General features: G+C 70.6%; 24 protein-coding genes. 9 read left to right on the top strand and 15 right to left on the bottom strand.

The window, feature by feature from the left end:
• Positions 1-88: 88 nt before the first annotated feature.
• Genes ACFY1E_RS46905 through ACFY1E_RS46895 form a run of 3 tightly spaced genes read right to left on the bottom strand, consistent with a single transcriptional unit; the run spans position 89 to position 2,214 of the window.
• Positions 89-661, bottom strand: coding sequence for a cob(I)yrinic acid a,c-diamide adenosyltransferase (locus tag ACFY1E_RS46905; RefSeq protein ID WP_389088487.1), 573 nt, complete (start codon positions 659-661; stop codon positions 89-91).
• A gap of 13 nt (positions 662-674) precedes the next feature.
• Positions 675-1,424 (bottom strand): ABC transporter permease, encoded by a 750-nt coding sequence (locus ACFY1E_RS46900; protein WP_389088485.1) that lies wholly within the window; start codon positions 1,422-1,424, stop codon positions 675-677.
• A 7-nt stretch (positions 1,425-1,431) separates the two neighbouring features.
• Positions 1,432-2,214 (bottom strand): ABC transporter ATP-binding protein, encoded by a 783-nt coding sequence (locus tag ACFY1E_RS46895; protein ID WP_389088482.1) that lies wholly within the window; start codon positions 2,212-2,214, stop codon positions 1,432-1,434.
• A gap of 81 nt (positions 2,215-2,295) precedes the next feature.
• Between ACFY1E_RS46895 and ACFY1E_RS46890 the strand changes: the two genes are divergently transcribed.
• The 4 genes from ACFY1E_RS46890 to ACFY1E_RS46875 all read left to right on the top strand — a co-directional run bounded on the left by ACFY1E_RS46890 (position 2,296) and on the right by ACFY1E_RS46875 (position 7,167).
• Positions 2,296-2,937: a TetR/AcrR family transcriptional regulator gene (locus ACFY1E_RS46890; RefSeq protein ID WP_389088480.1), complete on the top strand. Its 642-nt coding sequence runs from the start codon at positions 2,296-2,298 to the stop codon at positions 2,935-2,937.
• Between the two features lie 138 nt (positions 2,938-3,075).
• Positions 3,076-3,924, top strand: coding sequence for a 3-hydroxyacyl-CoA dehydrogenase family protein (locus ACFY1E_RS46885; RefSeq protein ID WP_030928606.1), 849 nt, complete (start codon positions 3,076-3,078; stop codon positions 3,922-3,924).
• Positions 3,925-4,093: 169 nt separating this feature from the next.
• Entirely contained in the window at positions 4,094-4,417 is a 324-nt protein-coding gene (locus tag ACFY1E_RS46880; RefSeq protein WP_030928603.1) for an STAS domain-containing protein, read from the top strand.
• A gap of 206 nt (positions 4,418-4,623) precedes the next feature.
• Positions 4,624-7,167, top strand: coding sequence for an ATP-binding protein (locus ACFY1E_RS46875; RefSeq protein ID WP_389088476.1), 2,544 nt, complete (start codon positions 4,624-4,626; stop codon positions 7,165-7,167).
• Between the two features lie 78 nt (positions 7,168-7,245).
• Here ACFY1E_RS46875 and nucS read toward each other — a convergent pair whose 3' ends face one another.
• On the bottom strand, positions 7,246-7,917 hold the full coding sequence (gene nucS / locus ACFY1E_RS46870) for an endonuclease NucS (RefSeq protein WP_389088474.1): 672 nt from the start codon (positions 7,915-7,917) through the stop codon (positions 7,246-7,248).
• A 365-nt stretch (positions 7,918-8,282) separates the two neighbouring features.
• On the opposite strand from nucS, the gene ACFY1E_RS46865 reads away from it, so the two are divergent.
• Positions 8,283-8,675 (top strand): SCO5389 family protein, encoded by a 393-nt coding sequence (locus ACFY1E_RS46865; RefSeq protein ID WP_030928593.1) that lies wholly within the window; start codon positions 8,283-8,285, stop codon positions 8,673-8,675.
• A 105-nt stretch (positions 8,676-8,780) separates the two neighbouring features.
• Here the strand turns inward: ACFY1E_RS46865 and ACFY1E_RS46860 are convergent, their stop codons facing one another.
• Positions 8,781-9,809, bottom strand: coding sequence for an LLM class flavin-dependent oxidoreductase (locus ACFY1E_RS46860; RefSeq protein ID WP_389088471.1), 1,029 nt, complete (start codon positions 9,807-9,809; stop codon positions 8,781-8,783).
• A gap of 219 nt (positions 9,810-10,028) precedes the next feature.
• Between ACFY1E_RS46860 and ACFY1E_RS46855 the strand changes: the two genes are divergently transcribed.
• Entirely contained in the window at positions 10,029-10,370 is a 342-nt protein-coding gene (locus tag ACFY1E_RS46855; RefSeq protein ID WP_389088469.1) for an ATP/GTP-binding protein, read from the top strand.
• 7 nt (positions 10,371-10,377) lie between these two features.
• Here ACFY1E_RS46855 and ACFY1E_RS46850 read toward each other — a convergent pair whose 3' ends face one another.
• The 7 genes from ACFY1E_RS46850 to mce all read right to left on the bottom strand — a co-directional run bounded on the left by ACFY1E_RS46850 (position 10,378) and on the right by mce (position 19,976).
• Positions 10,378-11,253, bottom strand: coding sequence for an ABC transporter permease (locus tag ACFY1E_RS46850; RefSeq protein WP_389088466.1), 876 nt, complete (start codon positions 11,251-11,253; stop codon positions 10,378-10,380).
• The gene (locus ACFY1E_RS46845; protein WP_389088463.1) at positions 11,250-12,485 is read right to left on the bottom strand and encodes an ATP-binding cassette domain-containing protein; all 1,236 of its coding nucleotides are present in this window, start codon (positions 12,483-12,485) and stop codon (positions 11,250-11,252) included. Before ACFY1E_RS46845 ends, ACFY1E_RS46850 begins: the two co-directional genes overlap by 4 nt.
• Positions 12,486-12,630: 145 nt before the next feature.
• Positions 12,631-13,401, bottom strand: coding sequence for an ABC transporter permease (locus ACFY1E_RS46840; protein WP_389088461.1), 771 nt, complete (start codon positions 13,399-13,401; stop codon positions 12,631-12,633).
• A 2-nt stretch (positions 13,402-13,403) separates the two neighbouring features.
• On the bottom strand, positions 13,404-14,405 hold the full coding sequence (locus ACFY1E_RS46835) for an ABC transporter ATP-binding protein (RefSeq protein ID WP_389088458.1): 1,002 nt from the start codon (positions 14,403-14,405) through the stop codon (positions 13,404-13,406).
• 128 nt (positions 14,406-14,533) lie between these two features.
• A complete protein-coding gene (locus ACFY1E_RS46830) occupies positions 14,534-15,469 on the bottom strand; it encodes a cellulose-binding protein (protein WP_030950047.1) in 936 nt (311 codons plus the stop codon).
• A 183-nt stretch (positions 15,470-15,652) separates the two neighbouring features.
• Positions 15,653-19,324, bottom strand: a complete 3,672-nt coding sequence (scy, locus tag ACFY1E_RS46825) for a polarized growth protein Scy (RefSeq protein WP_389088455.1) — start codon at positions 19,322-19,324, stop codon at positions 15,653-15,655.
• 211 nt (positions 19,325-19,535) lie between these two features.
• Positions 19,536-19,976, bottom strand: a complete 441-nt coding sequence (gene mce, locus ACFY1E_RS46820) for a methylmalonyl-CoA epimerase (RefSeq protein ID WP_389088452.1) — start codon at positions 19,974-19,976, stop codon at positions 19,536-19,538.
• 149 nt (positions 19,977-20,125) lie between these two features.
• Between mce and ACFY1E_RS46815 the strand changes: the two genes are divergently transcribed.
• The 3 genes from ACFY1E_RS46815 (at position 20,126) to ACFY1E_RS46805 (ending at position 23,858) form a co-directional block, all read left to right on the top strand.
• Positions 20,126-21,328, top strand: a complete 1,203-nt coding sequence (locus ACFY1E_RS46815; RefSeq protein ID WP_115905843.1) for an acetyl-CoA C-acetyltransferase — start codon at positions 20,126-20,128, stop codon at positions 21,326-21,328.
• 36 nt (positions 21,329-21,364) lie between these two features.
• On the top strand, positions 21,365-22,321 hold the full coding sequence (gene meaB / locus ACFY1E_RS46810) for a methylmalonyl Co-A mutase-associated GTPase MeaB (protein ID WP_344399091.1): 957 nt from the start codon (positions 21,365-21,367) through the stop codon (positions 22,319-22,321).
• A 187-nt stretch (positions 22,322-22,508) separates the two neighbouring features.
• On the top strand, positions 22,509-23,858 hold the full coding sequence (locus ACFY1E_RS46805; protein WP_389088449.1) for an MFS transporter: 1,350 nt from the start codon (positions 22,509-22,511) through the stop codon (positions 23,856-23,858).
• Between the two features lie 144 nt (positions 23,859-24,002).
• Here ACFY1E_RS46805 and ACFY1E_RS46800 read toward each other — a convergent pair whose 3' ends face one another.
• The 3 genes from ACFY1E_RS46800 to ACFY1E_RS46790 all read right to left on the bottom strand — a co-directional run bounded on the left by ACFY1E_RS46800 (position 24,003) and on the right by ACFY1E_RS46790 (position 26,022).
• The gene (locus ACFY1E_RS46800; protein WP_123967520.1) at positions 24,003-24,479 is read right to left on the bottom strand and encodes a MarR family winged helix-turn-helix transcriptional regulator; all 477 of its coding nucleotides are present in this window, start codon (positions 24,477-24,479) and stop codon (positions 24,003-24,005) included.
• Between the two features lie 95 nt (positions 24,480-24,574).
• A complete protein-coding gene (locus ACFY1E_RS46795) occupies positions 24,575-25,375 on the bottom strand; it encodes an AIM24 family protein (RefSeq protein WP_389088446.1) in 801 nt (266 codons plus the stop codon).
• Positions 25,372-26,022 (bottom strand): AIM24 family protein, encoded by a 651-nt coding sequence (locus ACFY1E_RS46790; RefSeq protein WP_389088443.1) that lies wholly within the window; start codon positions 26,020-26,022, stop codon positions 25,372-25,374. Before ACFY1E_RS46790 ends, ACFY1E_RS46795 begins: the two co-directional genes overlap by 4 nt.

The raw sequence follows: 26,022 nt of genomic DNA, 5'->3' as shown, positions 1-26,022 counted from the left end.
GAAGACGGCAATCTCCACTACGCCCGGAGGTCCCTCCATGATCAACAACCGGTAGCGGGCGTGTCACCAACCTCCCGGCCGAGTACAGCTAGCGCTCCCCGCCCGGCACCCACAGCACATCGCCGACGTCCTTGTTGGCGGTGCGGGCCAGGATGAACAGGAGGTCCGACAGACGGTTCAGGTAGGTCGCGGTGAGGGGATTCATCACCTCACCGTGCACCTCAAGCGCCGCCCACGTCGAGCGCTCCGCCCGCCGTACGACCGTGCAGGCCTGGTGCAGCAGGGCCGCGCCCGGGGTGCCGCCCGGGAGGATGAAGGACCGCAGTTTCTCCAGCCGCTCGTTGAAGCGGTCGCAGTCCGCCTCCAGCTTGTCGACGTAGAACTGCTCGACACGGAGGGGCGGGAACTCCGGGTTCTCGACGACCGGCGTGGACAGGTCCGCCCCGACGTCGAACAGGTCGTTCTGGACGCGGGTGAGGACCTTGACGATCTCCTCCTCAAGACCGCCCAGCGCGATCGCCGTACCGATCACCGCGTTCGCCTCGTTGGCGTCCGCGTACGCGGAGATCCGCAGATCGGTCTTGGCGACCCGGCTCATGTCGCCGAGGGCGGTGCTGCCCTGGTCGCCGGTCCTGGTGTAGATGCGCGTCAGATTGACCATGCGACCAGCGTAGTTACGCTCCGGCCGTCCGGAACACGCGTGTGCCCACTGTCACGGCGAGCGCCGCGAGACCGAGGGCGACCAGGACGCCGTACAGCATGTGATCCGTCGCGTACGCGCCGACGTATGCGTCCCGCACCGCGTCCACCAGATAGCGGAACGGCATGAAGTGCGAGAGCACGTTCAGCCAGGCCGGGGCCAGGGACATGGGCAGCATCAGACCGGACAGCAGCATCGACGGCATGGTCATGGCGTTGATCAGCGGACCGAACTCCTGCGGGGTGCGGACCTTCATCGCCAGCGCGTACGACAGCGAGCCGAGCGAGACCGTGAGCAGGGCGACGAACCCGAAGCCGATCAGGACCCCGGCGAGCGGCGCCCGCAGCCCCATCACCACGGCCGCGACCACCAGCAGCACCGCCTGGAAGACGAACACCGTGGCATCGCGCAGCACCCGGCCCAGCAGGAGCGCGAGGCGGCTGACGGGCGTCACCCGCATCCGCTCCACCACCCCCTGGCCCTGCTCGATGATGATCGAGAACCCGGCGAACGACGCCCCGAACAGACCGAGTTGAAGCAGCAGCCCCGGCACGAGCAGCTGCCAGGAACTGCCCCGCCCGCCGAGCGGCAGCCCCGTCAGCAGCGGTCCGAAGAAGAGGAGGTAGAGGAGCGGCATCAGCACGCCGAAGAGCAGCGCGAACCGGGAGCGCAGGGACTGGCGCAGATAGCGGCCGTAGATCAGCGCGGTGTCGTGGAGCAGCATCGGATTCCTATACGGCTACGGGGGCGGCGTCGGCGGGGGAGGGACCGCGGCCGGTGATGGCGAGGAACGTGTCCTGGAGGCTCGCGTCGATCGAGCCGCCGTAACGGAGCTTGAGCGCGGTGGGCGTGCCCTCCGCCACGACCACTCCCTTGTCGACGATCACCAGGCGGTCGGAGAGGGCGTCGGCCTCGTCCAGGTAGTGGGTGGTCAGGAAGACCGTGGTGCCGTGCTCGTCGCGCAGACGGCGGATCAGGTCCCACAGGTCGGCCCGGCTGCCGGGGTCGAGGCCGGTCGTCGGTTCGTCGAGGAACAGCACCTTCGGGCGGTGGGTGAGGGCCATCGCGATGTCGAGGCGGCGCCGCTGGCCGCCGGAGAGTGCGGACGTCCTGCGGTCGAGGAGGTCGGTGAGGCCCAGGTCACGGGCCAACTCGTCGGTGCGCGCGATCGCCTGGGGCTTTGTCAGGCGGTAGAGGCGGCCCTGGGTGACGAGTTCCTCCCGCACGCTGATCTGCGCGTCGACCCCGCCCGACTGGGCGACGTAACCGCAGGCCCTCCGTACGCCCGCGGGGTCGGTGGCGAGGTCGTGGCCTGCGACGGTGGCCGCGCCGCCGGTGGGGGCGAGCAAGGTCGTGAGCATGCGCAGGGTGGTGGTCTTGCCGGCCCCGTTAGGCCCGAGGAAGCCGAGGATCTCGCCCTCGCGGACGGTGAGGTCGATGCCGCGGACGGCCTCCACCGGGCCGCGTTTGGTCTGGAAGGTGCGGGCCAGTCCGGCCGCGCTGATGACTGCCATGCTCCACAGAAAAACAGAGACTCCCTAATTTTGCAATGACTCCAAGTTTTCAGTGGGCCCAGCGAAAGCTAGGATTCGGACATGGCAGAGGGGCTCAGGGAGCGGAAGAAGCGGCAGACCCGGCAGTACATCTCGGACGTCGCCACGGGCCTGTTCATCGAGCGCGGCTTCGACGCGGTGACGGTCGCGGAGATCGCCGAGGCCGCCGACGTCTCCGTCAACACCGTCTACAACTACTTCCCGGCGAAGGAGGACCTCTTCTTCGACCGCTCCGTCGGCATGGTCGACCGGATGGCCCGCTGGGTCCGGGGCCGTAACAAGGGGGAGTCCGCCGCTGCCGCCGTTCTGCGGGAGCTGCGCGAGGAAGTGGAGGCGGTCTCGCCGAGGGTCGGGCTGATCCCGGGGTACGCCGCCTTCATGCGCGTCATCGAGAACGCTCCCGCCCTGCGCTCCCGGTTGTGGGCGATCGGGCAGGAGGTTCAGGCCAATCTCGAACAGGCCCTGCGCGAGGACACCGGCGCGGCCGACGACGACCCGATGCCGCATCTGATCGCCGGTCAGCTCGGCTGGGTGCACAGCTGTGTGATGGGGGTCGTCGGCCGTGAGATGGTCAAGGGGCGCAACCCGGGCGAAGTGTCACGAGAGGTGCTGGTCCTCCTGGACGACATCGAGGAGCTGTTGGGCGAGAAGGTGCTCAACTACGCCGTCCGAGGCACGGAATGACCCGCCTCGGTGTGATGTCCGTCAGATGAGACGTGACGCGCATTACTTACCGGTCACACAGCACCTCACGAGCGCTAGGGTCCGCCGAAGAGGCAGACATAAACAGTGTGTAAGGCGTTTCAAAGGGGAGTCGCAAACGTGGCACGGAAGCTTGCCGTCATCGGCGCCGGCTTGATGGGTTCCGGCATCGCCCAGGTCTCCGCTCAGGCGGGCTGGGACGTGGTCCTTCGCGACGTCACCGACGAAGCGCTGAAGCGTGGCACCGACGGCATCAAGGCCTCGTACGACAAGTTCGTCAGCAAGGGCAAGCTGGAGGCGCACGACGCCGACGCCGCCCTCGGCCGCATCACCGCGACCACCGACCTGGACGCCGCCGCCGACGCGGACGTCGTCGTCGAGGCCGTCTTCGAGAAGCTGGAGGTCAAGCACGAGATCTTCCGGGCGCTCGACAAGATCGTCCGCCCGGACACCGTGCTCGCCTCCAACACCTCCGCGATCCCGATCACCAAGATCGCGGCGGCCACCGAGCACCCCGAGCGGGTCGTCGGCGTCCACTTCTTCTCGCCGGTGCCGATGATGCAGCTCGTCGAGCTCGTCCGCGGCTACAAGACGAGCGACGAAGCCCTCGCCACCGCGCGGGAGTTCGCCGAGTCCGTCGGCAAGACCTGCATCGTCGTCAACCGGGACGTCGCCGGCTTCGTGACGACCCGTCTCATCTCCGCCCTCGTCGTCGAGGCGACCAAGCTCTACGAGTCGGGCGTGGCGAGCGCCGAGGACATCGACCTCGCCTGCAAGCTGGGCTTCGGCCACGCGATGGGACCGCTCGCCACGGCGGACCTGACCGGGGTCGACATCCTGCTGCACGCCACCAGCAACATCTACACCGAGTCGCAGGACGAGAAGTTCGCACCGCCGGAGCTGATGCGCCGGATGGTTGACGCCGGTGACATCGGGCGCAAGAGCGGGCAGGGCTTCTACACGTACTGACACATCAGTACGTACAGCCACTGAAACCGCACAGGCCCCGCGGGTATCACCCGCGGGGGTGAATTCGGTATCGGTTCGCTTACAGACGGCAACCTCGTCGCCGCTGAAGCAGTCAGACGTTGCACAGCCACCGTCACGGAGTACGTCACCGCACTCTCGGGGAGCGCATATGTACATCAGGGGCGACCACGCCGAGCTGGTCGTCGGGGGCCGCCTCGACGTCCGCAGCGCGGCGGACGCCCGTACGGTCCTGCACTCGGCCGTCGACGACGGAGTCGGCGACCTGGTGCTGGACCTGTCCGAACTGGACTCCTGGGACGCCACCGGACTCGGGGTGATCATGGGCGTCCACCGGCGGGCCGGCCGCTGCGGCCGGCGCCTGGTGCTGCGCGACGTTCCGCCGCAGATGCAGCGCCTGCTGGTGGCCACCCGGCTGCACCGGATCCTGGCGATCGAGGGCGGCATCGGGGTGGAGTCACTGCCCCGCGTGTGACCCATCGGTGTGATCCTCGCAAGACTGTGACGTCTCGCACGGCGCGGTACTCCGGACTGTCGTAGATACTGAGCGAAGGTTTAGGGTTCGGTCGCCCGCTGCCTGACATCCCTGCAAGCGGGTCCGGACCAGAAGCGACAGCGCGGTGTGCAGCAAGGCCGGGAGGGGCTCGAGGCACACACGACGCTTTTGGGGGGCTTGAACCTATGGACCCGAACACGCGGGGACCCGAGGAGTACGGCCATGAAGGCGACGGCAGCGCGCCGCGCCAGCGCCCGCCCAGGGACTCCCTCACCACGGACTTCGGACAGCACACGCCCGCGCTCGCACGCACGGTGCAGCTCGTCACGGGCGACTACCTGCTCACCGTCAATCCCGTCGACGGCAGCGAGATAGAGGCCTGCCCGCCGGGCGAGCGCCCTGGACGGCCCGAGAAGTTCACGGCGGCCGAGCGTGCCGAGGTGAACCGCGCGGCCAAGCCGCCCGTCCCGCCGGGACCGGCCCGGCCCTCGCTGCACCTCCTGGAACGCCAGGAGGACCGCGAGCGCCTGGTCCGGCTGCTGGCCCGCGGTCGTTCCGTGCGCCTCACAGGCCCCGCGGGCTCCGGCCGCACCGCCCTCCTCGACCTGGTCGCCGAGGACTGCGCGGACCTGGCCCCCGACGGCGTGGTCCGCCTCAGCGGCTTCCACCGCACGCCGAGCGACCTGCTCTACGACCTCTTCTACGCCGTCTACAACGCGCCCCTGCACCGCCCGGAACGGGACGAACTGCTCGAACTGGTCCGGGAGATCGGCGCGGTCGTCGTCCTCGACGACGTCGAGTTCGGCGGCGCCGGTCTCGACGAGCTGCTGGACGCGACACCCGAGTGCGCCTTCGTGATCGGCGCGACGCCCGAGGTGCCCGCGCCCTCCGCCGCCTCCACCCTCGAAGAGGTCTTCCTCGGCGGTCTCGACCGCGCGGGCGGCGTGGAGCTCATCGAGCGCGCCGTCGGCCGGGTGCTGACGGAGGAGGAGGCCAACTGGGCCGGCGATCTCTGGTTCGAGTCCGAGGGCCTGCCGCTGCGCTTCGTCCAGGCCGGCGCCCTGCTGCGCCAGCGCGACCAGCAGCGTGCGGGGACCAGCGCCGTCGAGGCGTTCGGCGTCTTCGAGGACGCGATCCCCGCGGACGCCTCTCTCGACGCCTCCCTCGACCCCGAGGACGGCGACGACGTGCCCCTGCCGTCGCTCGGCGAGGCCGCCGCGCCGGCACCGCTGCTGGCCTCGCGGCTCAGCGCCTCGGCGCGGGCCACGCTGCGGTTCGCCGTCGCGCTCGGCGGCGAGGTGCCGCACCAGGCGCATCTGCCCGCGCTGGTCGGCGACACCCATGCGGACGCCGCCCTCGGCGAACTGGCCGCCTGCGGACTGGTCTCCGCGGTCGGCTCCCGCTACCGGCTCGCCGCCGGAGTCCTCGCCCAGCTCGAGGCCGCCGGATACGGCGACGACATCGAGACGCAGGCCCTGGCCGCCGCCCAGCACTACGCCTGGTGGGCGGGGCACCCCTCGGTCACCCCGGAGCGGGTGTGCGCCGAAGCCGACGCCCTGCTCGCCGCGCTCGGCGTCCTGGTGCCGGGCACGACCGCGCCGGCCGAGGACGAGGAGAGCATCACCGTCCGGCTGGCCCGCACGGCGGCACCCGCGTTCGCCGCCGGCCTGCACTGGGGCGCCTGGGAGCGGGCGCTGCGGTCCGGTTCCGAGGCCGCCCGCCTGGCCGGCGAGGTGTCCGAACAGGCCTACTTCCACCACGAGCTGGGCATCCTCGCGCTCTGCGGCGGACAGCTCGACCGGGCCCGCGCCGAGCTGGAGTCCTCCATCGGGCTGCGCGGCGCGCTCGCCGACAAGCGCGGCACGGTCGCGGGCCGCCGCGCCCTCGCGCTGGTCTCCGACCGCTCCGGCACCACGCCGGGCCTCGGCTCGACGGCGGGCCTCGGCTCGACCGCGGGCGAGGAGGTCCCGGACGCGCGCTACGAGGAGTCCCAGTCGCCGCCCGGCGGAGTGCCGGCCGCCTTCCCGGCGAGCCCGCCGCCCTCGTCCGGCGACACCTCGACCATCGTCGTCAACCGGGCCCTGTCCGGCCCGCCGCCCAAGGCCCACCGCGGTGGCATCCGCGGCCTCGCCCGGCGCAACCTCGTCGCGGCCGGTGCGGGCGCACTACTCGCCGCCGTGCTCGGCACGGTCGTGACGCTCGGCGCCACGTCCAACAACGACGCCAACAACCCGTCCGACAAGGTCGGCGTCAACCCGTCCGCAAGCCAGGGCACCGACGACGGCAGCCTGGGCGCCGACACCCCGAAGAACGACTCCGGCAAGGGCGACACGGGCACCGCGACCAGCCGCCCGACGAACCCGGGCCCCGACGGCACCTACGGCACCTCGGACGATCCGAAGCCGCCGTCGAGCACGGGGCAGCCGTCGGACAACCCGAGCGGTACGAAGGGGTCGGGGGGCAGTACGTCGAGCTCGCCCACGAAGCCGCCGTCGACGTCCTCCACCCCAAAGCCCTCGACGTCGCCCAGCAAGCCGAGCACGTCGCCGTCGACTTCGCCGACCGGCAGCCCGACGCCGACCCCCACGGCGACACCGACGCAGTCCCCGACCACATCCACCTCGGCCAGCGGCCCGGCGTCCAGTGCCCCTGCCACCTCCAGCGCCCCGGCCTCGACGACCAGTTCGGCGAGCACACCGCAGAGCAGCAGCTCCAGCCCGGTGATGTGAGGTCAGTTGCACACAAGAGGGCCGGGTCCGTCCGACGGACCCGGCCCTCTCGGCCGTAGCAGCCGTGGCGAACGGAGGTCAGAACAACCGCAACTTGTCGTCCTCGATGCCCCTGAGGGCGTCGTAGTCCAGCACCGCGCAGCCGATCCCGCGGTCCGTGGCGAGGACCCTGGCCTGCGGCTTGATCTCCTGGGCCGCGAAGATGCCGCGGACCGGGGCGAGATGGGGGTCGCGGTTCAGCAGCTCGAGGTAGCGGGTGAGCTGCTCCACGCCGTCGATCTCGCCGCGCCGCTTGATCTCGACCGCGACGGTCTGACCCTCGGCGTCCCGGCACAGGATGTCGACCGGGCCGATGGCCGTCATGTACTCGCGGCGGATGAGCGTGTAGCCGTCGCCGAGCGTCTCGATGCGGTCGGCGAGCAGCTCCTGGAGGTGTGCTTCCACGCCGTCCTTGATCAGGCCGGGATCCACGCCCAGTTCGTGCGATGAGTCGTGGAGGATCTCCTCCATCGTGATGATGAGCTTCTCGCCCGCCTTGTTGATGACGGTCCAGACGCCCTCCTCGTCGCCCGCGCCCTCCTTCAGGGTGCAGGGCGGGGACATCCAGTTGAGGGGCTTGTAGGCGCGGTCGTCCGCGTGGATGGAGACGCTGCCGTCGGCCTTCACCAGGATCAGGCGGGGCGCCGAAGGGAGATGGGCGGTGAGCCGGCCCGCGTAGTCCACGGAGCATCGGGCAATGACGAGACGCATGGTCGGCAACGCTACTCGACGGGTGCGGGTCCACGCGATTCTCCCACCCGTCTCCCACCACCACCCCAATCGAGAACCTATGGTTCGCCCCTTTTGATCCAGCGTCTCCCACCACCACCCTCGAACGAGGCCCTGCGGGCCGCCCTTGTTGTCCTGGAAGACCCGAGACAACCCATGTTCATTCGTGGCTGATTGTGTGCCTAAAGAGAGCTCCCCATGTACGCATTTTCCTGGTGCCGTCACCGCCCGTTGCTTACCGTAGTAAACGGGAGGTCGCGAGACGAGTACTCAGCGTGTTCGGTATCGCGAACTCCCTTATCTGTCCGGCAACCCCTGTCGACCACGGGGGTGCGAGAGGAGAACCCATGTCGCTCGACGTCTCACCGGCCCTACTCGAGAAGGCCGAGCGAGGCGAGGTCGACGAAGCGGAATTCGTCGACTGCGTCCGGACCTCCCTGCCTTACGCATGGGAGATGATCAGCTCCCTGGTGGCCCAGCTGAAGGTGGACGGCGGCAACTTCGCCGACAACCAGACGCCCCCGCCGGACGAGCAGGCACGCGGACAGCTGCTGCGTGCGCTCGCGAGTGACGCGATACGCGGCGCGCTGCAGAGGCATTTCGGTGTCCGGCTGGCCTTCCAGAACTGCCACCGGGTGGCGGTGTTCCCATTGGACGCCTCGGTCGACGAGACGCTGGCCCGCTTCACCTCGGTCCGCAGCCAGGTACTCAACCAGTCCCCGGAGTTCCGGGACTGCTGAGGAGCATGCCGCTTGCTTGCCGCTCCGTACGCGGGAGGTGCATTCAGTACTGGGGCGGCAAGCTCCGCAGCCGGAGCGGCACGTTTCGCAGCCGGGCAGGCCCGATCAACGGAGGTGCGGGAGCACCTCCGCGCCCAGCCTCCGTACGTTCTCCTCGGTGGCCGCCAGGTCTCCCGAGCCCTCCACGAGCAGGGCGAAGCGGGAGATGCCGGTCCGCTCGCTGGTTGCCGCGAGCCGGTCGGCGCACAGGCGCGGGGTGCCCACCGGGTGCAGTCCGCAGAGCAGTTCGGTGTACGCCAGCGGGTCTCGCATCTGCCGGGTGCGGCCGTCCACCGTGACATGTGCCTCCAGCCCCTGCTTCAGCCAGCCCGGCATCGCCTTCGTCAGCGCCTCCACGGCGTCCGTACGCCGGTCCGCGATCTGGCAGACGCCGGCCGAGACATGGGCCGCGCCCCGGACCGTCTCCGCGGAGTGTCCCGCGGCGCGCGCGAGCTGCCGCCACAGGGCGACCATCTCGGCCTTCTCCTCGTCACCCACATGCATGCCCAGCAGCATCGGCAGTCCCCGCTCGGCGGCCTGCCGCACACTCGACGGCGAGGTGCACGCGACGACGACCTCGGGGCCCTCGACCTCCGACAGCGACTCAGACGGCCTTGGCACGACGGGCACTTCACGGAAACCGAAGCGCTCGCCCGCTGCCCCGACCGACGGCTCGCGCAGCCAGCGCAGCAGCAGATCGAGTGATTCGGGGAAGCCCTCCTCGTACGCCTTGATGCCGGAGCCGAACACCTCCAGGTCGACCCACGGTCCGCCGCGGCCCACGCCCAGCGAGAAGCGCCCGCCGGAGGTGAGGTGCAGCAGCGCGGCCTGCTCGCCGACCGCCACCGGGTGGGCGGTCGGCAGTACGGTGACCGCCGTGCCGACCCGGATCCTGCGGGTCCGGCCGAGGAGTAAGGCCGCCAGGGTGATCGCCGACGGGCAGGTCCCGTACGGCACGAAGTGGTGCTCGGCCAGCCAGACCGAGTCGAGGCCCGCTTCCTCGGCGACCTCGGCCGAGCGGACTGCGCGGTGCAGCGCCTCCCCCTGGCCCTGCCCCGGGAACTGGGCCGCCAACACGAAACTTCCAACGCGCATTGCTTTTCCTGCTTCCTTGGCTCCGACGCGGAGCTCCCCCACCCGCATAACCGTCTGACACGTGCCGAGGACACGGCCTGGCGAAGAGATTTGCGGATTGTCTGCAGAATGGGAGGTCGCGGCGGGGACGGGGCCGGCCGGTGGACTACGCGTACCCCGGTCCGCGCCCCGTAGGCTGGACACGGCCCGTGCTTCCTGTATAGCCCCGTGAGGTGTCCCGTGTCTCCGCGTCGCAACCGACCCAAGGGTGCCGACCCGTCGGGCACGTCCGGCCGGAGCGGCGAGGACGACCGGCCCGGCCGCTACGGCGGCTGGCAGTCCACCGAGAGCTGGCAGGGGGAGGAGTGGAGCGTGCGGCACGTGGCGGGTGCCAGCGCGCAGGGCAAGACGTACCGCTGCCCCGGCTGCGACCAGATGATCCCCTCCGGTGTTCCGCACGTGGTGGCCTGGCCCGAGCACTCGGGCGTCGACGAGCGCCGCCACTGGCACAAGGCGTGCTGGAACGCGAAGGACCGCCGCACCACGCGGGTGCAGCGGTCCCGTAACGCGCCGAGGTTCTGAAGCCCGGTTACACGTCGCGCTTCTGCAGCAGCGCGACCGCGCCGGCGAACGCGGCGGCCGTCACGCCGAGGGCGATCCACACCGGGTCCCAGCCGGTCGGGCCGGTGTCGCTCAGGGTGTTGGTGTAGAAGGCGCTGAGCTGGTTCGGGATCGAGTAGTCGAACAGGGCCTGGCGCACCTTCTCCAGGGCCGACGAGAACATGAACAGCGCGATCACCAGCGGCGCCAGCACCAGGGCGATCATGATGGTGATGGCGCCCGCCGAGTGCCGGATGATCGAGCCGACGAGGAGCGAGAGCAGCCCGAGCAGCGCGATGTAGAGCGAGATGCCGAACGTGCCCTTCAGCCACTCGCCGCCGGACGGGTCCTTGGCGCCCTTCAGCATGGCGACGTCCACGACGGCCACGAGGAGCACCGAGGTGAACGTGACGGTGAACGCCACCGCGAAGAACACGATCGCCTTCGCCGCCAGCACGCGCGCGCGTGACGGGCACGCGGTCATCGTGGTGCGGATCATGCCGGTGCCGTACTCCGAGGCCGTGGTCAGCACGCCGAGCGTGATGATGCACATGCTGCCGAGGAGCAGCCCGAACACGCCGAAGGACAACGGGTTCTGGCCCCTCAGGCTGTCCTCGCCCTGGTTGGCGGCGACCAGTACGGCGACCAGCATTCCGATGCCGACGACGAGCAGCAGGAACACACCGAGCGTCCACATCGTGGAGCGCACCGATCTGATCTTCGTCCACTCCGAGGAGATCGCGTGCCCGAGATGGGTGCGCACCACGGGGATCGGCGAGGTGTAGGTGGGGTACGGCGAACCGGACGCCGCCGCCTGCCAGTCGGGTGCGGCGGCCTGCGGCATCGGGGGCTGCGGGGTGCTCATCGGGCGTCCTCGGGCTTGGTCAGGTCGGCGGGGGCGGCGGAGGCGGGGCGCTGGGGCGGCGCGGCCGGTGCCTGGGGCGGCGCGGCCGGTGCCTGGGGCGCCGCGGGCGCCGGCTGGGCGTACGGGTTGGGTTGGCCCGCGCCGGGGGCGCCGGGAGCGGCGTACGGGCCCGGCTGTCCCTGCGGCATCGCGAACGGCTGCCCGCCCTCCTGGGGCGACGGCGGGGCGTACCAGTTGGGCTGGCCCTGCCCGGGCACCGGCATCGGCGGCTGCACACCGGGCGGCAGCGGCTGCTGCAGCCCCGCCTTCTGGTCGATGGTCGAGCGGTAGTCCACGGCCCCCTGCGTCATCCGCATGTACGCCTCCTCCAGGGAGGCCTGGTGCGGCGACAGCTCCCACAGGCGTACGTCGGCGTCGTGCGCGATGTCGCTGATCCGGGGGAGCGCCAGTCCCGTGACCCTCAGGGCGCCGTCCTGCTCGGGCAGCACGTGGCCGCCCGCCTCGGTGAGCGCGGACGTCAGCTTCTCGCGGAGCTGCGGCTCGGTGTCCGGCGTACGCACACGCGCGAAGTCGGCGGAGTTCGCCGAGATGAAGTCCTTGACGCTCATGTCGGCCAGCAGCTGTCCGCGTCCGATCACGATGAGGTGGTCGGCGGTCAGTGCCATCTCGCTCATCAGATGGGAGGAGACGAAGACCGTACGGCCCTCCGCCGCGAGCGCCTTCATGAGGTTGCGCACCCAGAGGATGCCCTCGGGGTCGAGGCCGTTGACCGGCTCGTCGAAGAGCAGCACCTGGGGGTCGCCGAGCAGTGCGGCGGCGATGCCGAGCCGCTGCCCCATGCCGAGGGAGAAGCCCTTGGAGCGCTTCCTGGCCACCTCCTGGAGGCCGACCACGCCCAGCACCTCGTCGACCCGGCGGGCCGGGATCCCGGACAGCTGGGCCAGGCAGAGCAGATGGCTGCGGGCCGAACGGCCGCCGTGCACGGCCTTGGCGTCGAGCAGGGCGCCCACCTGGCGGGGGGCGTTGGGCAGCTTCGGGTACGGGTAGCCGCCGATCGTCACCTGCCCCGCGGTGGGGTTGTCCAGGCCGAGGATCATGCGCATCGTCGTCGACTTGCCGGAGCCGTTCGGGCCCAGGAAGCCGGTGACGGCACCCGGCCGCACCTGGAAGGAAAGGTTGTACACGGCGGTCTTGTCGCCGTAGCGCTTGGTCAGGCCTACAGCCTCGATCATGCTCCGCACCCATCGAAAGGTTCAGGACAGCGGGGCACACGCCCCCGTAAGGGTTAGGAGGATATCGAGGAGCTGACGGTTCCGCTCAAATGGAAGTAAAGCAATGTGACTCCGCTTCCCGGCGGAGCGGTGCCCCGGCGGAGCGCTACGCGTCCCGCCTCTTCAGCAGCACATAGCCGCCCGCGAGGGCCGCGAGCACCCACAGCACCATGATCCCGAGACCGCCCCAGGGCCCGTACGAGGTGTCCTCGTCGATCCGCGGGACCACCTGCATGATCTTGCTGCCGGCCTGGTCCGGCAGGAACCGGCCGATCTTCTTCGTCGCGTCGACATTGCCCAGGATGTTGGAGATCAGGAAGAAGAACGGCATCAGGATGCCCAGCGACAGCATCGGCGAGCGGAGCATCGCGGCGACGCCCATCGAGAACACCGCGATGAGGGTCATGTAGATGCCGCCGCCGATCACCGCGCGCAGCACGTGCGGGTCGCCGATCGAGGCGCGGTGCGCGCCGAGCACGGCCTGCCCGAGGAAGAAGGCCACGAAGCTGGTCGCCAGGGCGACGACGAGCGCGAGGCCGGTCGCCACGGCGATCTTGCTGAAGAGGAAGGTGCCGCGCTGCGGTACGGCGGCCAGCGAGGTGCGGATCATGCCGGTGCTGTACTCGTTCGAGACGACCAGCACCCCGAACACGATCATCGCGAGCTGACCGAGGCTCATGCCCGCGAAACTGATGAAGGTCGGGTCGAAGGTCAGCCGGTCCTGCCGGCTCATCTTGTCGAACTCGCGGCTGGAGAGCGCCGAGATCAGCATGCCGAGGGCGATGGTGACGACCACGGCGAGAGAGAGTGTCCACACCGTGGATGCCACCGACCGGATCTTGGTCCACTCGGACCGTACGACCTGCATCGCCGCCATGCTCATCTCCTCTTCCAGTCCTCGCCCCAGTGCTGCCGCTGCGGGGGCGTCTCGAAGCGGGTTTCGAAGGGCGTCTCGAAGGGCGCGTCGAGGGGGGTGTCGGCGTGTGCGTGGTACTCCACCGCCCCCGCGGTCAGCTGCATGAACGCCTCTTCCAGGGAGGCCTGCTGGGGGCTCAGCTCATGCAGCACGATCTGGTGCTGGGCGGCCAGTTCGCCGATCTGTTCGATCTTGCCGCCGTCCACCTCGAGCGCCCCGCTGCCGGACTCGATGACGGTGACACCCTCCTCGTGCAGCACGTCGAGCAGGCGTTCGCGCTGCGGGGAGCGGATCCGGATGTACGAACGGGAGTTCCGCTCGATGAAGTCGGCCATGGAGGTGTCGGCGAGCAGCCGGCCCTGTCCGATGACGACGAGGTGGTCGGCGGTCAGCGCCATCTCGCTCATCAGGTGGGAGGAGACGAAGACCGTACGTCCCTGGGCGGCCAGGGACTTCATCAGATTGCGGATCCAGTGGATGCCCTCGGGGTCGAGGCCGTTGACCGGCTCGTCGAACATCAGGATCCGTGGGTCGCCGAGCAGCGCACCCGCGATCCCGAGCCGCTGCCCCATGCCCAGCGAGAATCCCTTGGCCTTCTTCCTCGCGACCGCCGTGAGGCCCACCGTGTCGAGGACCTCGGCCACCCGCCGTCTCGGGATGGCGTTGCTCTGCGCGAGACACAGCAGATGGTTGAAGGCGCTGCGGCCGCCGTGCACGGCCTTGGCGTCCAGCAGGGCGCCGATGTACCGCAGCGGGTCCTTGAGGTGGTCGTAGTGCCTGCCGTCGATCCGGACGTCCCCCGCGGTGGGCCGGTCGAGCCCCAGCATCATCCGCATCGTCGTCGACTTGCCGGCCCCGTTCGGCCCGAGGAACCCTGTCACCATGCCGGGTCTGACGGTGAAGGTGAGGTTGTTGACCGCCAGTTTCTCGCCGTACCGTTTGGTCAGGCCCTCGAGCTCGATCATGAAGTCACGCTAAGACGGGGGTTCGGGGGCTGCCACTTGAGCGCGCTCGGCGGGCCACGGGGCCGCACCCCACGACGAAGGCCCGTACCTCCGGGGGAGACGGTACGGGCCTTCGAACGTGCTACTGACTAGCGGGTCTGCTGCGCCGGAACCCCACGGGAGATCGGCTCGTCCTCGGCCGGCGAACCGGCGGCGGCCACCGCGGCACCCGTGAGCGTCGCGAGCATCTCGCGGACGTTCGTCAGCTGGGCGTTGATGCTGTCGCGGCGGTTGGTGAGGGCGGCCAGCTCGCGCTCGGATTCCGAACGGATCCGGTCGGCCTTGGCGTTCGCGTCGGCCACGATGTCCTCGGCCTGGCGCTGGGCCGTCTCCACCGTCTGGCGGGCGCGGCGCTCGGCGTCCGTGCGCAGCTTCTCGGCCTCCAGGCGGAGCTGCTCCGCACGGTGCTCGATCTCCGCGAGGCGCTTCTCGGCCTTGGCCTGACGGGACGCCAGGTCGCGCTCGGACTGCTCGCGGCGCTTGGCGAGGTTCGTCTCGAAGTCGGCGGCGGCCTGCGCGGCCTTGGCGCGGGTCTCCTCGAAGAGGGCGTCGGCCTCCTCGCGCTTCGACTGCGCGTCCTTCTGCGCCTCGGAACGCAGCTGCGAGGCGTCACTCTTGGCCTTCTCGACGATCCGGACGCCCTCGTCCTCGGCCTTGGCCTTGCGCTCCGCAGCGAACGATTCTGCGTCGTTGCGGACCTGCTGGGCCGCCGACTCCGCAAGCTCGCGGTGCTGCTCGGCCGCGCGACGGGCCTCCTCGCGCAGATCCTTGGCCTCTTCCTCGGCGAGGCGGAGGATCTTCTCGACACGCGCGCCGAGACCGGCGTACGACGGCTCCGCGTCGGTTACCTGGGCCTGGGCGTTCTGCGTCTCGAGGTGGAGCTCCTCGATGCGCTTTTCCAGAGCGGTGATGCGGGCGAGAGCGCTGTCACGGTCGGAGACGAGCTTGGAGATTCGTTCGTCCACCTGAGCGCGGTCGTACCCACGCCGCACAAGCTCGAAGCCGTAGGGGGAAGTGTCGCTCATGGGGTTCCTGTCAAATGAGACCGGTGAGGTGATAGGGGGAATCCTAGGGGCCGAAGCGGTGTGTCATCGAGCGGATACGTGTTTGATCTGGAGAATGAGACCCCTTTTGGGTGGCTAACCCTCGGACCACTTGCCAAAAAATTGGTCAAAGGCCCCAGACGGCGCCGCATTTGACCCTGTCGATCAGCTGTCCGACGGCTTACCCGAACGGGGGGCGCCGACCGTGGCCCCCGCCTTGACGCCACCGTCCTTGCCCGCAGTCGGGGCCTCGAAAGACTCCAACGCCTCCAGGACGTCCTGGACACGGGAGATCTCGGCGTTGATGTCCTCGCGCCGGCGCACCAGGATCTCCAGCTCGCGCTTTCCTTCCTCGACCGTGCGCTTGGCCTCGCGGATCGCCTCGGCCTTGAGCTCCTCGGCCTCCTTCACGAGCGCCGCCTTCTTCTGCTCGGCCTCCTTCAGGAGCCCCTCGGCCTTCTTCACGGCGGCGATACGGACCTTGCCCGCCTCGGAGTTCGCCTCCGAGACCAGCTCCTTGGCCTTCGCCTGCGCCTTGGCCAGCTGCTCCTCGGCGGCCTTGATCAGCGCGTCGCAGCGGTCACCGGTGGTCTTCATCGTCTCCGCGGACTCGCGGCGGGCCCGCTCGTGCAGCGCCTCGATCTCAGCGGTGATGCGCTCGCGCAGCTCCTCCGCACGCTCGCGGATGGAGGTGGCGTCCCGGCGGGCGCCGACGAGCAGTTCGTCCGCGTCGGCACGGGCCTTCTCCACCCGCGCGTTGCCCTCGACCGTCGCCTCCGCGACCAGACGCTCGGCCTCCTTGCGGGCCGCGCCCACCATGGTGTCGGCCTGCGCCTCGGCGTCGGCGGTGGTCTTGTGGGCCTGCTGCTGCGCCTCGGAGAGCAGCTTGTCGGCCTCGGCGGTGGTCTCCGTGATGAGGGTGTCGACCTGCTCGGCCACGTCCTGGCGCCGCTTGTTGGCGTCCTTGCGGGCCTCGTCGAGGGTGCGTTCGGCCTCCTCGCGCGCGGCGTTGACCAGCCGCTCGGCCTCCGCCGCCGCCTCCGCCTTGACCCGCTCCGACTCGCTGCGGATCCGCTCGGCGTGCTGCTGTGCCGCCCCGACCGTGTCGGCGGCCTCGGCGCGCAGCCGCTCCGCGTCCCCGGTGGCGTCCGAGATGAGCTTCTCCGCCTTGGCGACCGCCTCGACGCGCACCCGCTCGGCCTCCGCGACCGTCTCGGTGCGCAGTTGGTCGGTGTCCCGGACCGTCTCCGTGGTGAGCCGCTCGGCCTCGGCCCGCGCCTCGGTGATGAGGGCGTCCGCCTGCGCCGCCGCGTCCGAACGGATGCGGCTCGCGTCCTCGCTGGCCCGCTCCCGCTCGGCGTAGGCGTCGGAGCGGACCCGGTCCGCCTCCTCCTGCGCCTCACGCCGGGTACGGTCCGCCGCGTGCTCGGCGGCGCTGCGCAGCCCGGTGATCTCCTCCTGGGCCTGCTCGTGCAGCCCGGCCACCGAGTCCCGTACCTGCTGGGCGTGCTGCTCGGCGCCCGACACCATCTCGGTCGCGCGCCGGTCGGCCTCCTCGACCAGCCGCACGGCCTCGGCCTGCGCCTCCTCCACGCGGTTGCGCGCCGAGGCCAGCAGCTCCTCGCTCTGCTCGCGCGCCCGCTCGCGCTCCTGGTCGGCCTCGGTGCGCGCCGCGCCGAGGGTCTCCTCGGCCTCGCGACGGCGCCGGTTGGCCTCCTCCTGCGCGGCGGCCAGCGTCTCGGACGCCTCGGTGCCGAGCCGCTCGGCAGCGGCCAGCGCCTCCGCCCGCAGCCGGTCGGCGCTCTCCTGCGCCTCCGACTTCAGCCGCTCCGCCTCCGCGGCCGCCTCGGACCGCAGGCGTACGGCGATGGCCTCGCCCTCGGCCCGGGACGCGGACGCGTCCGACGCGGCCTCGTTGCGCAGCCGGTCGGCCTCCGCCTCGGCCTGCGCCTGCAGGGTGCGGATCCGCTCGGCGGCCTCGGCGCGCAGCCGCTCGCTCTCCTCGGCGGCCTCGCGGCGGATCCGCGAGGCCTCCTCGCGGGCCTCGGTCAGGGCCTGCTCGGCGGCGGCGAGGCGCTCCTCGGCCTCCGTGTGCAGCCGCGTCAGCTCCTCGGCCGCCTCGGCGCGGCGGGCCTCCATGGCCCGCTCGGTCTCCTCCTGCAGCTCCCGCGCGGCCCGCTCGGCCTCGGCTTTGATGCCCTCGGACTGCTCGACGACCTCCTCGCGGTGCCGCTCCGCCTCCTGACGGGTGCGCTGGAGGGTCTCCTCGGCCTGCCGGCGCAGGGTGGTCGCCCGCTCGATGGCCTCCGTACGGACCTTCTCGCTGTCCGCGGTGGCCTTCTGGCGCAGCTCGTCCGCGTCCTGCCGGGACTTCGCGAGCAGCTCCTCGGCGGTCTTGGCCGCCTCCTCGATCTGCTGGACGGCCTCCTTGCGGGCCTCCGCGCGGATCTTCTCGCCCTCGGCGACCGCGTCGGCACGCAGCTGCTCGGCCTCGCCGCGCAGCCGGCGCGCCTCCTCCTGCAGCTCGACCGTCTTGGCGCGGTACTCCTTGGTGTCGTCCTTGGCCGCGCCCTTGAGCTGCTCGGCCAGGTCGTGCGCCTCGGCGCGCAGCCGGTCCGCCTCGGCCTCGGCCTCGGAGCGGATCCGCTCGGCCTCCTCGGCGGCGGCCTTGGTGGTGTTCTTCGCGTCCTCCTGCGCCCTGTTGAGGACGTCCTCGGCCGTCTTGGCCGCCTTGGACAGCTGGGTCGCGCTCTCCTCGGCCGTGATCGTACGGGCCTTCTCGGAGGCCTCGGCGACGATCCGCTCGGCCTCGGAACGGGCGTCCGCGACGATCTGCTCGGCGTCCGACTTGGTGGCCTCGGCCTCCTTGGTGGCCTCCTCGACCAGCCGGGCGACCTGCTCCTTCGCCGTACGGGTGCGCTGCTCGTTGGTCGACTCGGCGCTGGCGAGGGCCTTCTCGGCGGCCGCGGTGGCCTCGGTGACCAGCTTGTCGGCCTCGGCCTGCGCCTTGCGCAGCGCCTCCTCGGCCTGCGCCATGCGCTGCTCGGCGGCCCGGCTCAGCTCCTGCGCCTGGCGGCGGGCGGAGTCCGACTCGGTGGCGGAGGAGTTGCGCAGCTGCTCGGCGTGGTCGGTGGCCTCCTGGGCCTGGGTGGAGGCGGCGTTCAGCAGCCGCTCGGCGTCCGCACGTGCCCGGCGCAGCAGCTGGTCGGCCTCCGCGCGGGCCTCCTCGGCCTCGCTCTGCAGCCGCTGCCTGGCCTCGTTGGCGAGCCGCTCGGCCTCCGCACGGGCGGCGGCCAGGGCCTGCTCGGCCTCGGCACGGGACTCGTCGAGCAGCCGGCGCGCCTGGGACTCGGTACGGGCGCGCAGCTGCTCCGCCCAGGCCACGTTCTCGTTGACGTGCGACTCGACGGTCTGCCGGCGCTCGGCCAGCTCCTGGTCCAGCTGCTGGCGGCGGGTGACCGCCTCCTGGTGCAGCTCGGCCTGCAGCCGGGCGGCCTGCTCCGCGTGCTCCTGGAGGATGCGCTGGGTCTGGGCACGGGCCTGGCTGAGCTCGCGCTCGGCGTCCATTCGCAGCTGGTCGGCCTGGATCTGCGCGTTCCGCAGCAGCTGCTCGGCCTGGTAGCCGATGTCACCGCCGTCGAAGGCGGGCCGGGACATGATGGTGCGGCGCGCCTCGTGCAGCTTGGCGCGCAGCACCTCGACCTGGTAGCCGAGGTCCTCGGCGTGCTGGATCGCCTTTTCCCGCTCGGTCTTCAGCCGCTCCATCTCGGCCTCGAACCGAGAGAGGTGGTCGACGTCAGCCGCCGGCTCTCGCTCCTGGCGTTCGTAGCCCCGCACTGCGCGGTCCCATCCGTCCCCTGGTCGCAAGTCTGGCCAAACGAGCTCCGTCCATCCGCCGAACGGGGCCCCCGGGGAATGGTGTCAGATCAACGGCGGAGCATGGGCTGCTGCCCCGACGCTCGACCCCCGAAACACGGTCCCCGGCGTGCGGTCACCCCCCACAGAGACGGCGACCGCCCCCAACCCTACCGGCCCATATGTACGGGGGTCAGTGCTCAGGTGACTCAACAGGCGCGGAAGTGACCAGTTCTGTCAGAACGCCGTGGCAGTCCTTGGGGTGCAGGAACGTGATTCGTGACCCCATGGAGCCGATCCGGGGCTCTTCGTACAGAACGCGTACGCCCTTTTCCCTGATGTCGGCCGCGTCGGCGTCCACATCCGCCGTACCGAAAGCGATGTGGTGGACACCCTCGCCGTTCTTGTCGAGCCACTTGGCGACGGTCGAGTCCGGCCGCGTCGGCTCCAGAAGCTGCAGGTAGGAGGCTCCGCCGTCGGAGGTCTCGTTGATCTTGAGCATGGCCTCGCGGACGCCCTGCTCCTCGTTGACCTCGGAGTGGAACACCTCGAAGCCGTATGTGGCCCGGTAGAACTCGACGGTCTTGTCGAGATCGAAACAGGCGATTCCGATGTGGTCGATTCGCGTCAGCATGTTTGTCAGTGCAGCGCTCTTCGGATGGTTACGCAACGTGCCAGCGATCACACCGACCGCCGGGTGACGGCACGGAGTGCCACTCAGTACCTTGGAAGTAAACCCTCGTTCACTCCTCGGCAGTGCAGCCGGTAAGGGGATCGCAGCTCATGTCTGGATCGAACAGCACGACCTCGGTGATCGTCGCGGGCGCACGTACGCCCATGGGACGGCTGCTGGGCTCCCTCAAGTCCTTCTCCGGAGCCGACCTCGGCGGCTTCGCGATCAAGGCCGCCCTCGACCGTGCGGGGATCGGTGGCGACCAGGTGCAGTACGTGATCATGGGCCAGGTGCTGCAGGCCGGGGCGGGGCAGATCCCGGCACGCCAGGCCGCCGTCAAGGCGGGCATCCCGATGAACGTCCCGGCGCTGACCGTCAACAAGGTGTGTCTCTCCGGCCTCGACGCCATCGCGCTCGCCGACCAGCTGATCCGCGCCGGCGAGTTCGACGTGATCGTCGCGGGCGGCCAGGAGTCCATGACCAACGCGCCCCACCTGCTGCCGAAGTCCCGCGAGGGCTTCAAGTACGGCGCGATCGAGATGCTCGACGCGATGGCGTACGACGGCCTGACCGACGCCTTCGAGAACATCGCCATGGGCGAGTCCACGGAGAAGCACAACACGCGCCTCGGCATCCAGCGCCCCGAGCAGGACGAGATCGCCGCCCTGTCCCACCAGCGGGCGGCCGCAGCGCAGAAGAACGGCATCTTCGAGGCCGAGATCACCCCGGTGGAGATCCCGCAGCGCAAGGGCGAGCCGGTCCTCTTCAGCAAGGACGAGGGCATCCGCGGCGACACGACGGCGGAGTCCCTGGGCAAGCTGCGCCCGGCGTTCACCAGGGACGGCACGATCACGGCCGGTTCCTCCTCGCAGATCTCGGACGGTGCGGCGGCCGTGGTCGTGATGAGCAAGGCCAAGGCGCAGGAGCTGGGCCTGGACTGGATCGCCGAGATCGGCGCCCACGGCAATGTGGCGGGCCCGGACAACTCGCTCCAGTCGCAGCCGTCCAACGCGATCCTGCACGCCCTGAAGAAGGAGGGCCTGGGGGTCGAGGACCTCGACCTCATCGAGATCAACGAGGCCTTCGCCGCCGTGGCGGTGCAGTCAATGAAGGACCTCGGAGTTTCAACGGAAAAGGTGAATGTCAACGGCGGCGCCATTGCCCTGGGCCACCCCATCGGCATGTCCGGCGCCCGGCTCGTCCTGCATCTGGCCCTGGAGCTCAAGCGCCGGGGCGGCGGTGTCGGTGCGGCCGCGCTGTGCGGTGGCGGCGGTCAGGGTGACGCGCTGATCGTGCGGGTACCCAAGGCCTGAGCCCTCTCTCCACGTACTTCTCTGAACGGAGCTGTGATGCAGGACGTCTCCACACTCGTCGCCCAGGCGAGGGAAGGCCGGCCGCGGGCCGTGGCCCGGCTGATCTCCCTGGTGGAGGGGGCGTCCCCACAGCTCAGGGAGGTCATGGAGACGCTCGCTCCGCTGACCGGCAATGCGTATGTGGTGGGTCTGACCGGCTCGCCGGGCGTCGGCAAGTCGACCTCCACCTCCGCGCTCGTCACGGCGTACCGCAAGCAGGGCAGACGGGTCGGTGTCCTGGCCGTCGACCCGTCGTCGCCCTTCTCCGGCGGCGCCCTCCTCGGTGACCGGGTGCGGATGTCGGAGCACGCCTCCGACCCGGGGGTGTACATCCGCTCGATGGCGACCCGCGGCCACCTGGGCGGCCTGGCGTGGGCCGCCCCGCAGGCGATCCGGGTGCTGGACGCGGCGGGCTGCGACGTGATCCTGGTCGAGACGGTGGGCGTCGGCCAGTCGGAGGTCGAGATCGCCTCCCAGGCGGACACGAGCGTCGTCCTGCTCGCTCCGGGGATGGGCGACGGCATCCAGGCGGCGAAGGCGGGCATCCTCGAGATCGGTGACGTCTACGTCGTCAACAAGGCGGACCGGGACGGCGCGGACGCCACGGCCCGAGAGCTGAACCACATGCTGGGCCTGGGCGAGTCCCGCAGCCCGGGCGACTGGCGCCCGCCGATCGTCAAGACGGTCGCCGCCCGCGCCGAGGGCGTCGACGAGGTCGTCGAGGCTCTGGAGAAGCACCGCGCATGGATGGAGGAGCGGGGCGTGCTGGCGGAACGCCGCCTGGCCCGCGCCTCCCGTGAGGTCGAGACCATCGCCGTGACGGCCCTGCGCGAACGCATCGGCGACCTGCACGGCGACCGCCGGCTGAGCGCACTCGCGGAACGGATCGTGGCCGGGGACCTGGACCCCTACCGTGCGGCGGACGAGCTGGTGGCGGGGCTGACGCAGGGCTGAGGCGGGTTGCCGCGTGGCCGACTCCAGGCCCGCGCTGTTACGTTGATTCCCATGTACCTCCTCTTGGCATAGGGCACGCCCGAGCCCGCGTACGGAGAGCGGCGGTCGACCGACGACCGACTGACCGACCGCTCGGCCGACGCGGCGCTCAGGCGTCCCCCTTTCCGCCTCGAGTCGAGGAACTCCCGTGTCTTCCACGCCAGTGGGACGGCCGTCGTATGCCGCCGTCCTCCGCATCCCGCATGTCCGCCGCACCTTCGGCGCCGCCCTGCTCGGCAGGCTGTCGTACGGCATCGTCCCCCTGTCGGTGATGCTCGCCGTGAACCGCGCCTGCGGGTCGTACACGGTGGCGGGCACCGTCATGGCGCTGTTCGGCGCCACCAGCGTCTTCCTGTCGCCCGCCAGGGCCGCCCTGATCGACCGGCACGGGCCGCACCGCACGCTCGTCCCCATGGTCACGGCGTACGCGGCCCTGCTCGGGCTGCTCACGCTGCTCGTCCGGCGCCCCGGTGCCGTCTCACCGCTCGTCCTGGGCGCCGTGACCGCGGCGGCGGGTGCCTGCACCCCTCCACTGGGCCCGACGATGCGCGCCGTATGGGGCAGGCTCGCCCCGGACCGCGCCCTGCTGCAGCGCGCCTACAGCCTCGACGGCGTCGCCGAGGAACTCCTCTTCGTCTCGGGCCCGCTCCTGGTCGGCATCCTCACCCGCTTCGCCCCACCGACGGCCGGCATCGTCCTCGGAACCTTCCTGATCGTGGCAGGCACGACCGGCTTCACCACATCACCGGCCGTCGGAGCGACGAGGCCCACCGAGGCGGGCACGGAGCAGCAGGGAGGCAGGTGGGACGGGGGCGCGCGGGGGTGGCTGCGCGGGCTTGTCCGTGGAGCAGGTAGTGCGCGGCTCAGTGCGCTGCGGCGAGTCCGCGCCGGCCGGGGAGTGTTGTGGGGGATTCTGCAGCCCGTTGTCGCTGCCGGTGGGGTCGGGCTGACGCTGGGGGTGGTTGATCTGGTGGTGGTGGCCTTTGCGGAGCAGCGGCATCACGGGGACGGGGCTGCGGCCTGGGCACTGGCCGCGTTGTCGGCCGGGAGCGCCGTCGGCGGTCTGGTCAACGGGGCTGTCCGCTGGCGTGTCCCGGCCCCGGTGCGGCTGCCCCTGGCGGCGGCGGGCCTGGGGGTGGCGTTGCTGGGCGCCGGGTTCGCCCCCGGGCTCGGCACGCTCGCCGTCGAGTTGGCGGCCGCGGGTTTCTTCGTCTCGCCGGCGCTGACGACCGCCTATCTGATCGCCGATGACGCGGCGGCGCCGGAGGCACGGGTCCGTGCCGGTGCCTGGGTCAACACGGGTGTCAACGCGGGCAGCACGGCAGGCGCGGCCGTCGCGGGGCCCCTGGTGGGCGCGATGCCGACCGCGCTGTGCTTCGCGGCGGCCGGCACGGCAGCCCTGCTGACGGCCCTGGCGACGGTGCGGCGCAGCCGTGCGAGGAGCACTCTTCGGGCCGTGCCGGAGCGGAACGGCGCGGAGAGCGTCCCCGCCGCCTGACGGGCCGTCGGCCGGAAGTGGCCGGATCGCCAGGGCCGTTGGGGCGAGTGCTCGCCAATTCCCGGCAGCACAGGCACGGCCTCCGGGACGCACCGGCAGGTGGGGCCCGTTCGGGCTCCGCCTGCCGGCTGCGCCGCAGGACCGCTAGGGACGCCCCCGCTGCCCGCGCAGGTGCTCCGCGATGGGCTTCAGGGCCTTGTCGAGTTCCGCCATGGCCTCGGGGGACAGCAGGTCGATGAAGTGCCTGCGCACGGACGCCACATGGTGCGGGGCGACCTTCTTCATCGTCTCCATGCCGTGCTCCGTGAGGACCGCGTAGAGCCCGCGGCGGTCGGACTCGCAGTTCTCACGGCGGACCAGGTTCGCGTTCTCCATCCGGGTGATCTGGTGGGAGAGGCGGCTCTTGGACTGGAGGGTGGCGGACGCGAGGTCGCTCATCCGCATCCGTACGTCCTCCGACTCGGAGAGGTTCACCAGGATCTCGTAGTCGTTCATCGTCAGTCCGAACGGCTGCAGGTCCCTCTCGAGCTGGTACGTCAACAGCCTGTTGACCTCCAGGTGGGTGCGCCAGGCGCACTGCTCCGCATCGGTCAGCCAGCGCGTGGCCGTCTCGGTCTCCATGAATGAAGTCTACCTAAAATGTTGAAAGGCGAACTAGTGAGGGTGGTGTGGTGTCGGCGCGCACACGTTCGACGTCACACTCCGCAGACTACCGCTCACAGCCCGAAGCGACGCTGGAGGTCTCCCAGCTGTCCGGGAAGGCGCGGTGTGCCGGCTTGCTGTGAAGGGCCCATGTGTGCCCCGCCGCCACCGGGCACGCCGGGCTCCGGTGGAACCGCCCCCGTGGCCTGCTCGGCCATGAGGGTTTCCGAGGACTGGAGCAGGACGGTGCCGGCCCCTACGAACTCGAACTGATGCTCCTCCCCGGAGGCCCCGCCGAGGCCCGTCATCGCACGTAGACCGCCCATTACGCCCGTCAGGTAACCATGGTCGTAGTGGTGGCACGGCGACGGGCAGTCGGCCCAGCCGACGAGCGCCTGCGGGTCCACCCGGATCGGCGGTTCCATGAACACCACCGGACCGTTAGATGCGGCCACGAACTTTCCGGTTCCGATGAGTGTCAGAAAACCCGGCACAATCGATTGCTTGAGCGCGAGACTTGGCTGAAAAGCGAGCAGATTGCCGGAGCGAATGGTCAGATTGCCGTCGTCCAGGTCGTACGAGTTCACATCGAAGGCCCGGTCGGCGAGGAGCATCTTGCCCGAGCCCTCCGCCACGACCCAGTCGCTCGCATGCAGTGGCGAATGAAAGGACGTACGGACCAGGCGGTCGAGCCGGCCGTGCCCGATGCCGTTGAAGTCCATCGAGCCGTAGTAGGCGATCATCTTCCCCTTCTGCAGGAACCACTGGCTCCCCTTGAGCTCCACGCAGAAGGTGTACTTGTTGACGTTGTCGTCCACCGGCAGCGTCATCGGGTCGAAGACCGTCGGGCCGCCCGGAGTCCCGTACGCGCTCACAGCTTCTCCTCCGAGGCCTGGACGTACACCGTGCCGTTGCCGCTGAGCTCCAGCTGGAAGGCCTCGCCGGAGCCGCGGCCCACCATGTCGCGCCAGCCCAGCGCCGTGGACAGCTTGTTGCGGACGTCGCCGTGGTGGGCGACGTACGCCTGCGGGTCGACGTGCACGGGCCGTTGTGGGGTGATCGGGATCTCGAAGACTCCGCCGTGGGCCATCACGGCCACCGAGCCGTGCCCCTTGAGGGTGGTCGTGAACAGCCCCTGGCCGGTGACCTGGCCGCGGACCATGCCCATGACCCCGCCCTGCGAGCCCATGAACATCGTGCCCTGCTGGAGCGTGCCCTCGAAGGCGAGCAGCCGGTCCGCCTCCACATAGAGGGTGTCGCCGGTGAGGTTGATCACGTGGACGTGGTGACCGCCGTGCCCGAACATCACCGTGCCGTTGCCCTCGACGCTCATCAGGGGCGTGGCCTCGTTCGCGACCCGGCGCCCGATCATCGACATGATCCCGCCCTGGCCGCCCTGGATGTTGGGGGTGAAGGACACCTCGCCCTTGTAGGCGAGCATCGCGCCGCGCTGACTGAACAGCCGCTGGCCGGGCAGCACCGTCGCCTCGACCATCTTGGAGTTGATCTCACGGAAGGGCAT

The organism is Streptomyces sp. NPDC001604 (assembly GCF_042893475.1).
Lineage (GTDB): Bacteria > Actinomycetota > Actinomycetes > Streptomycetales > Streptomycetaceae > Streptomyces.
The sequence above is the reverse complement of the archived record's forward strand: the minus strand, read 5'-3'. Positions and strand labels throughout refer to the sequence as shown.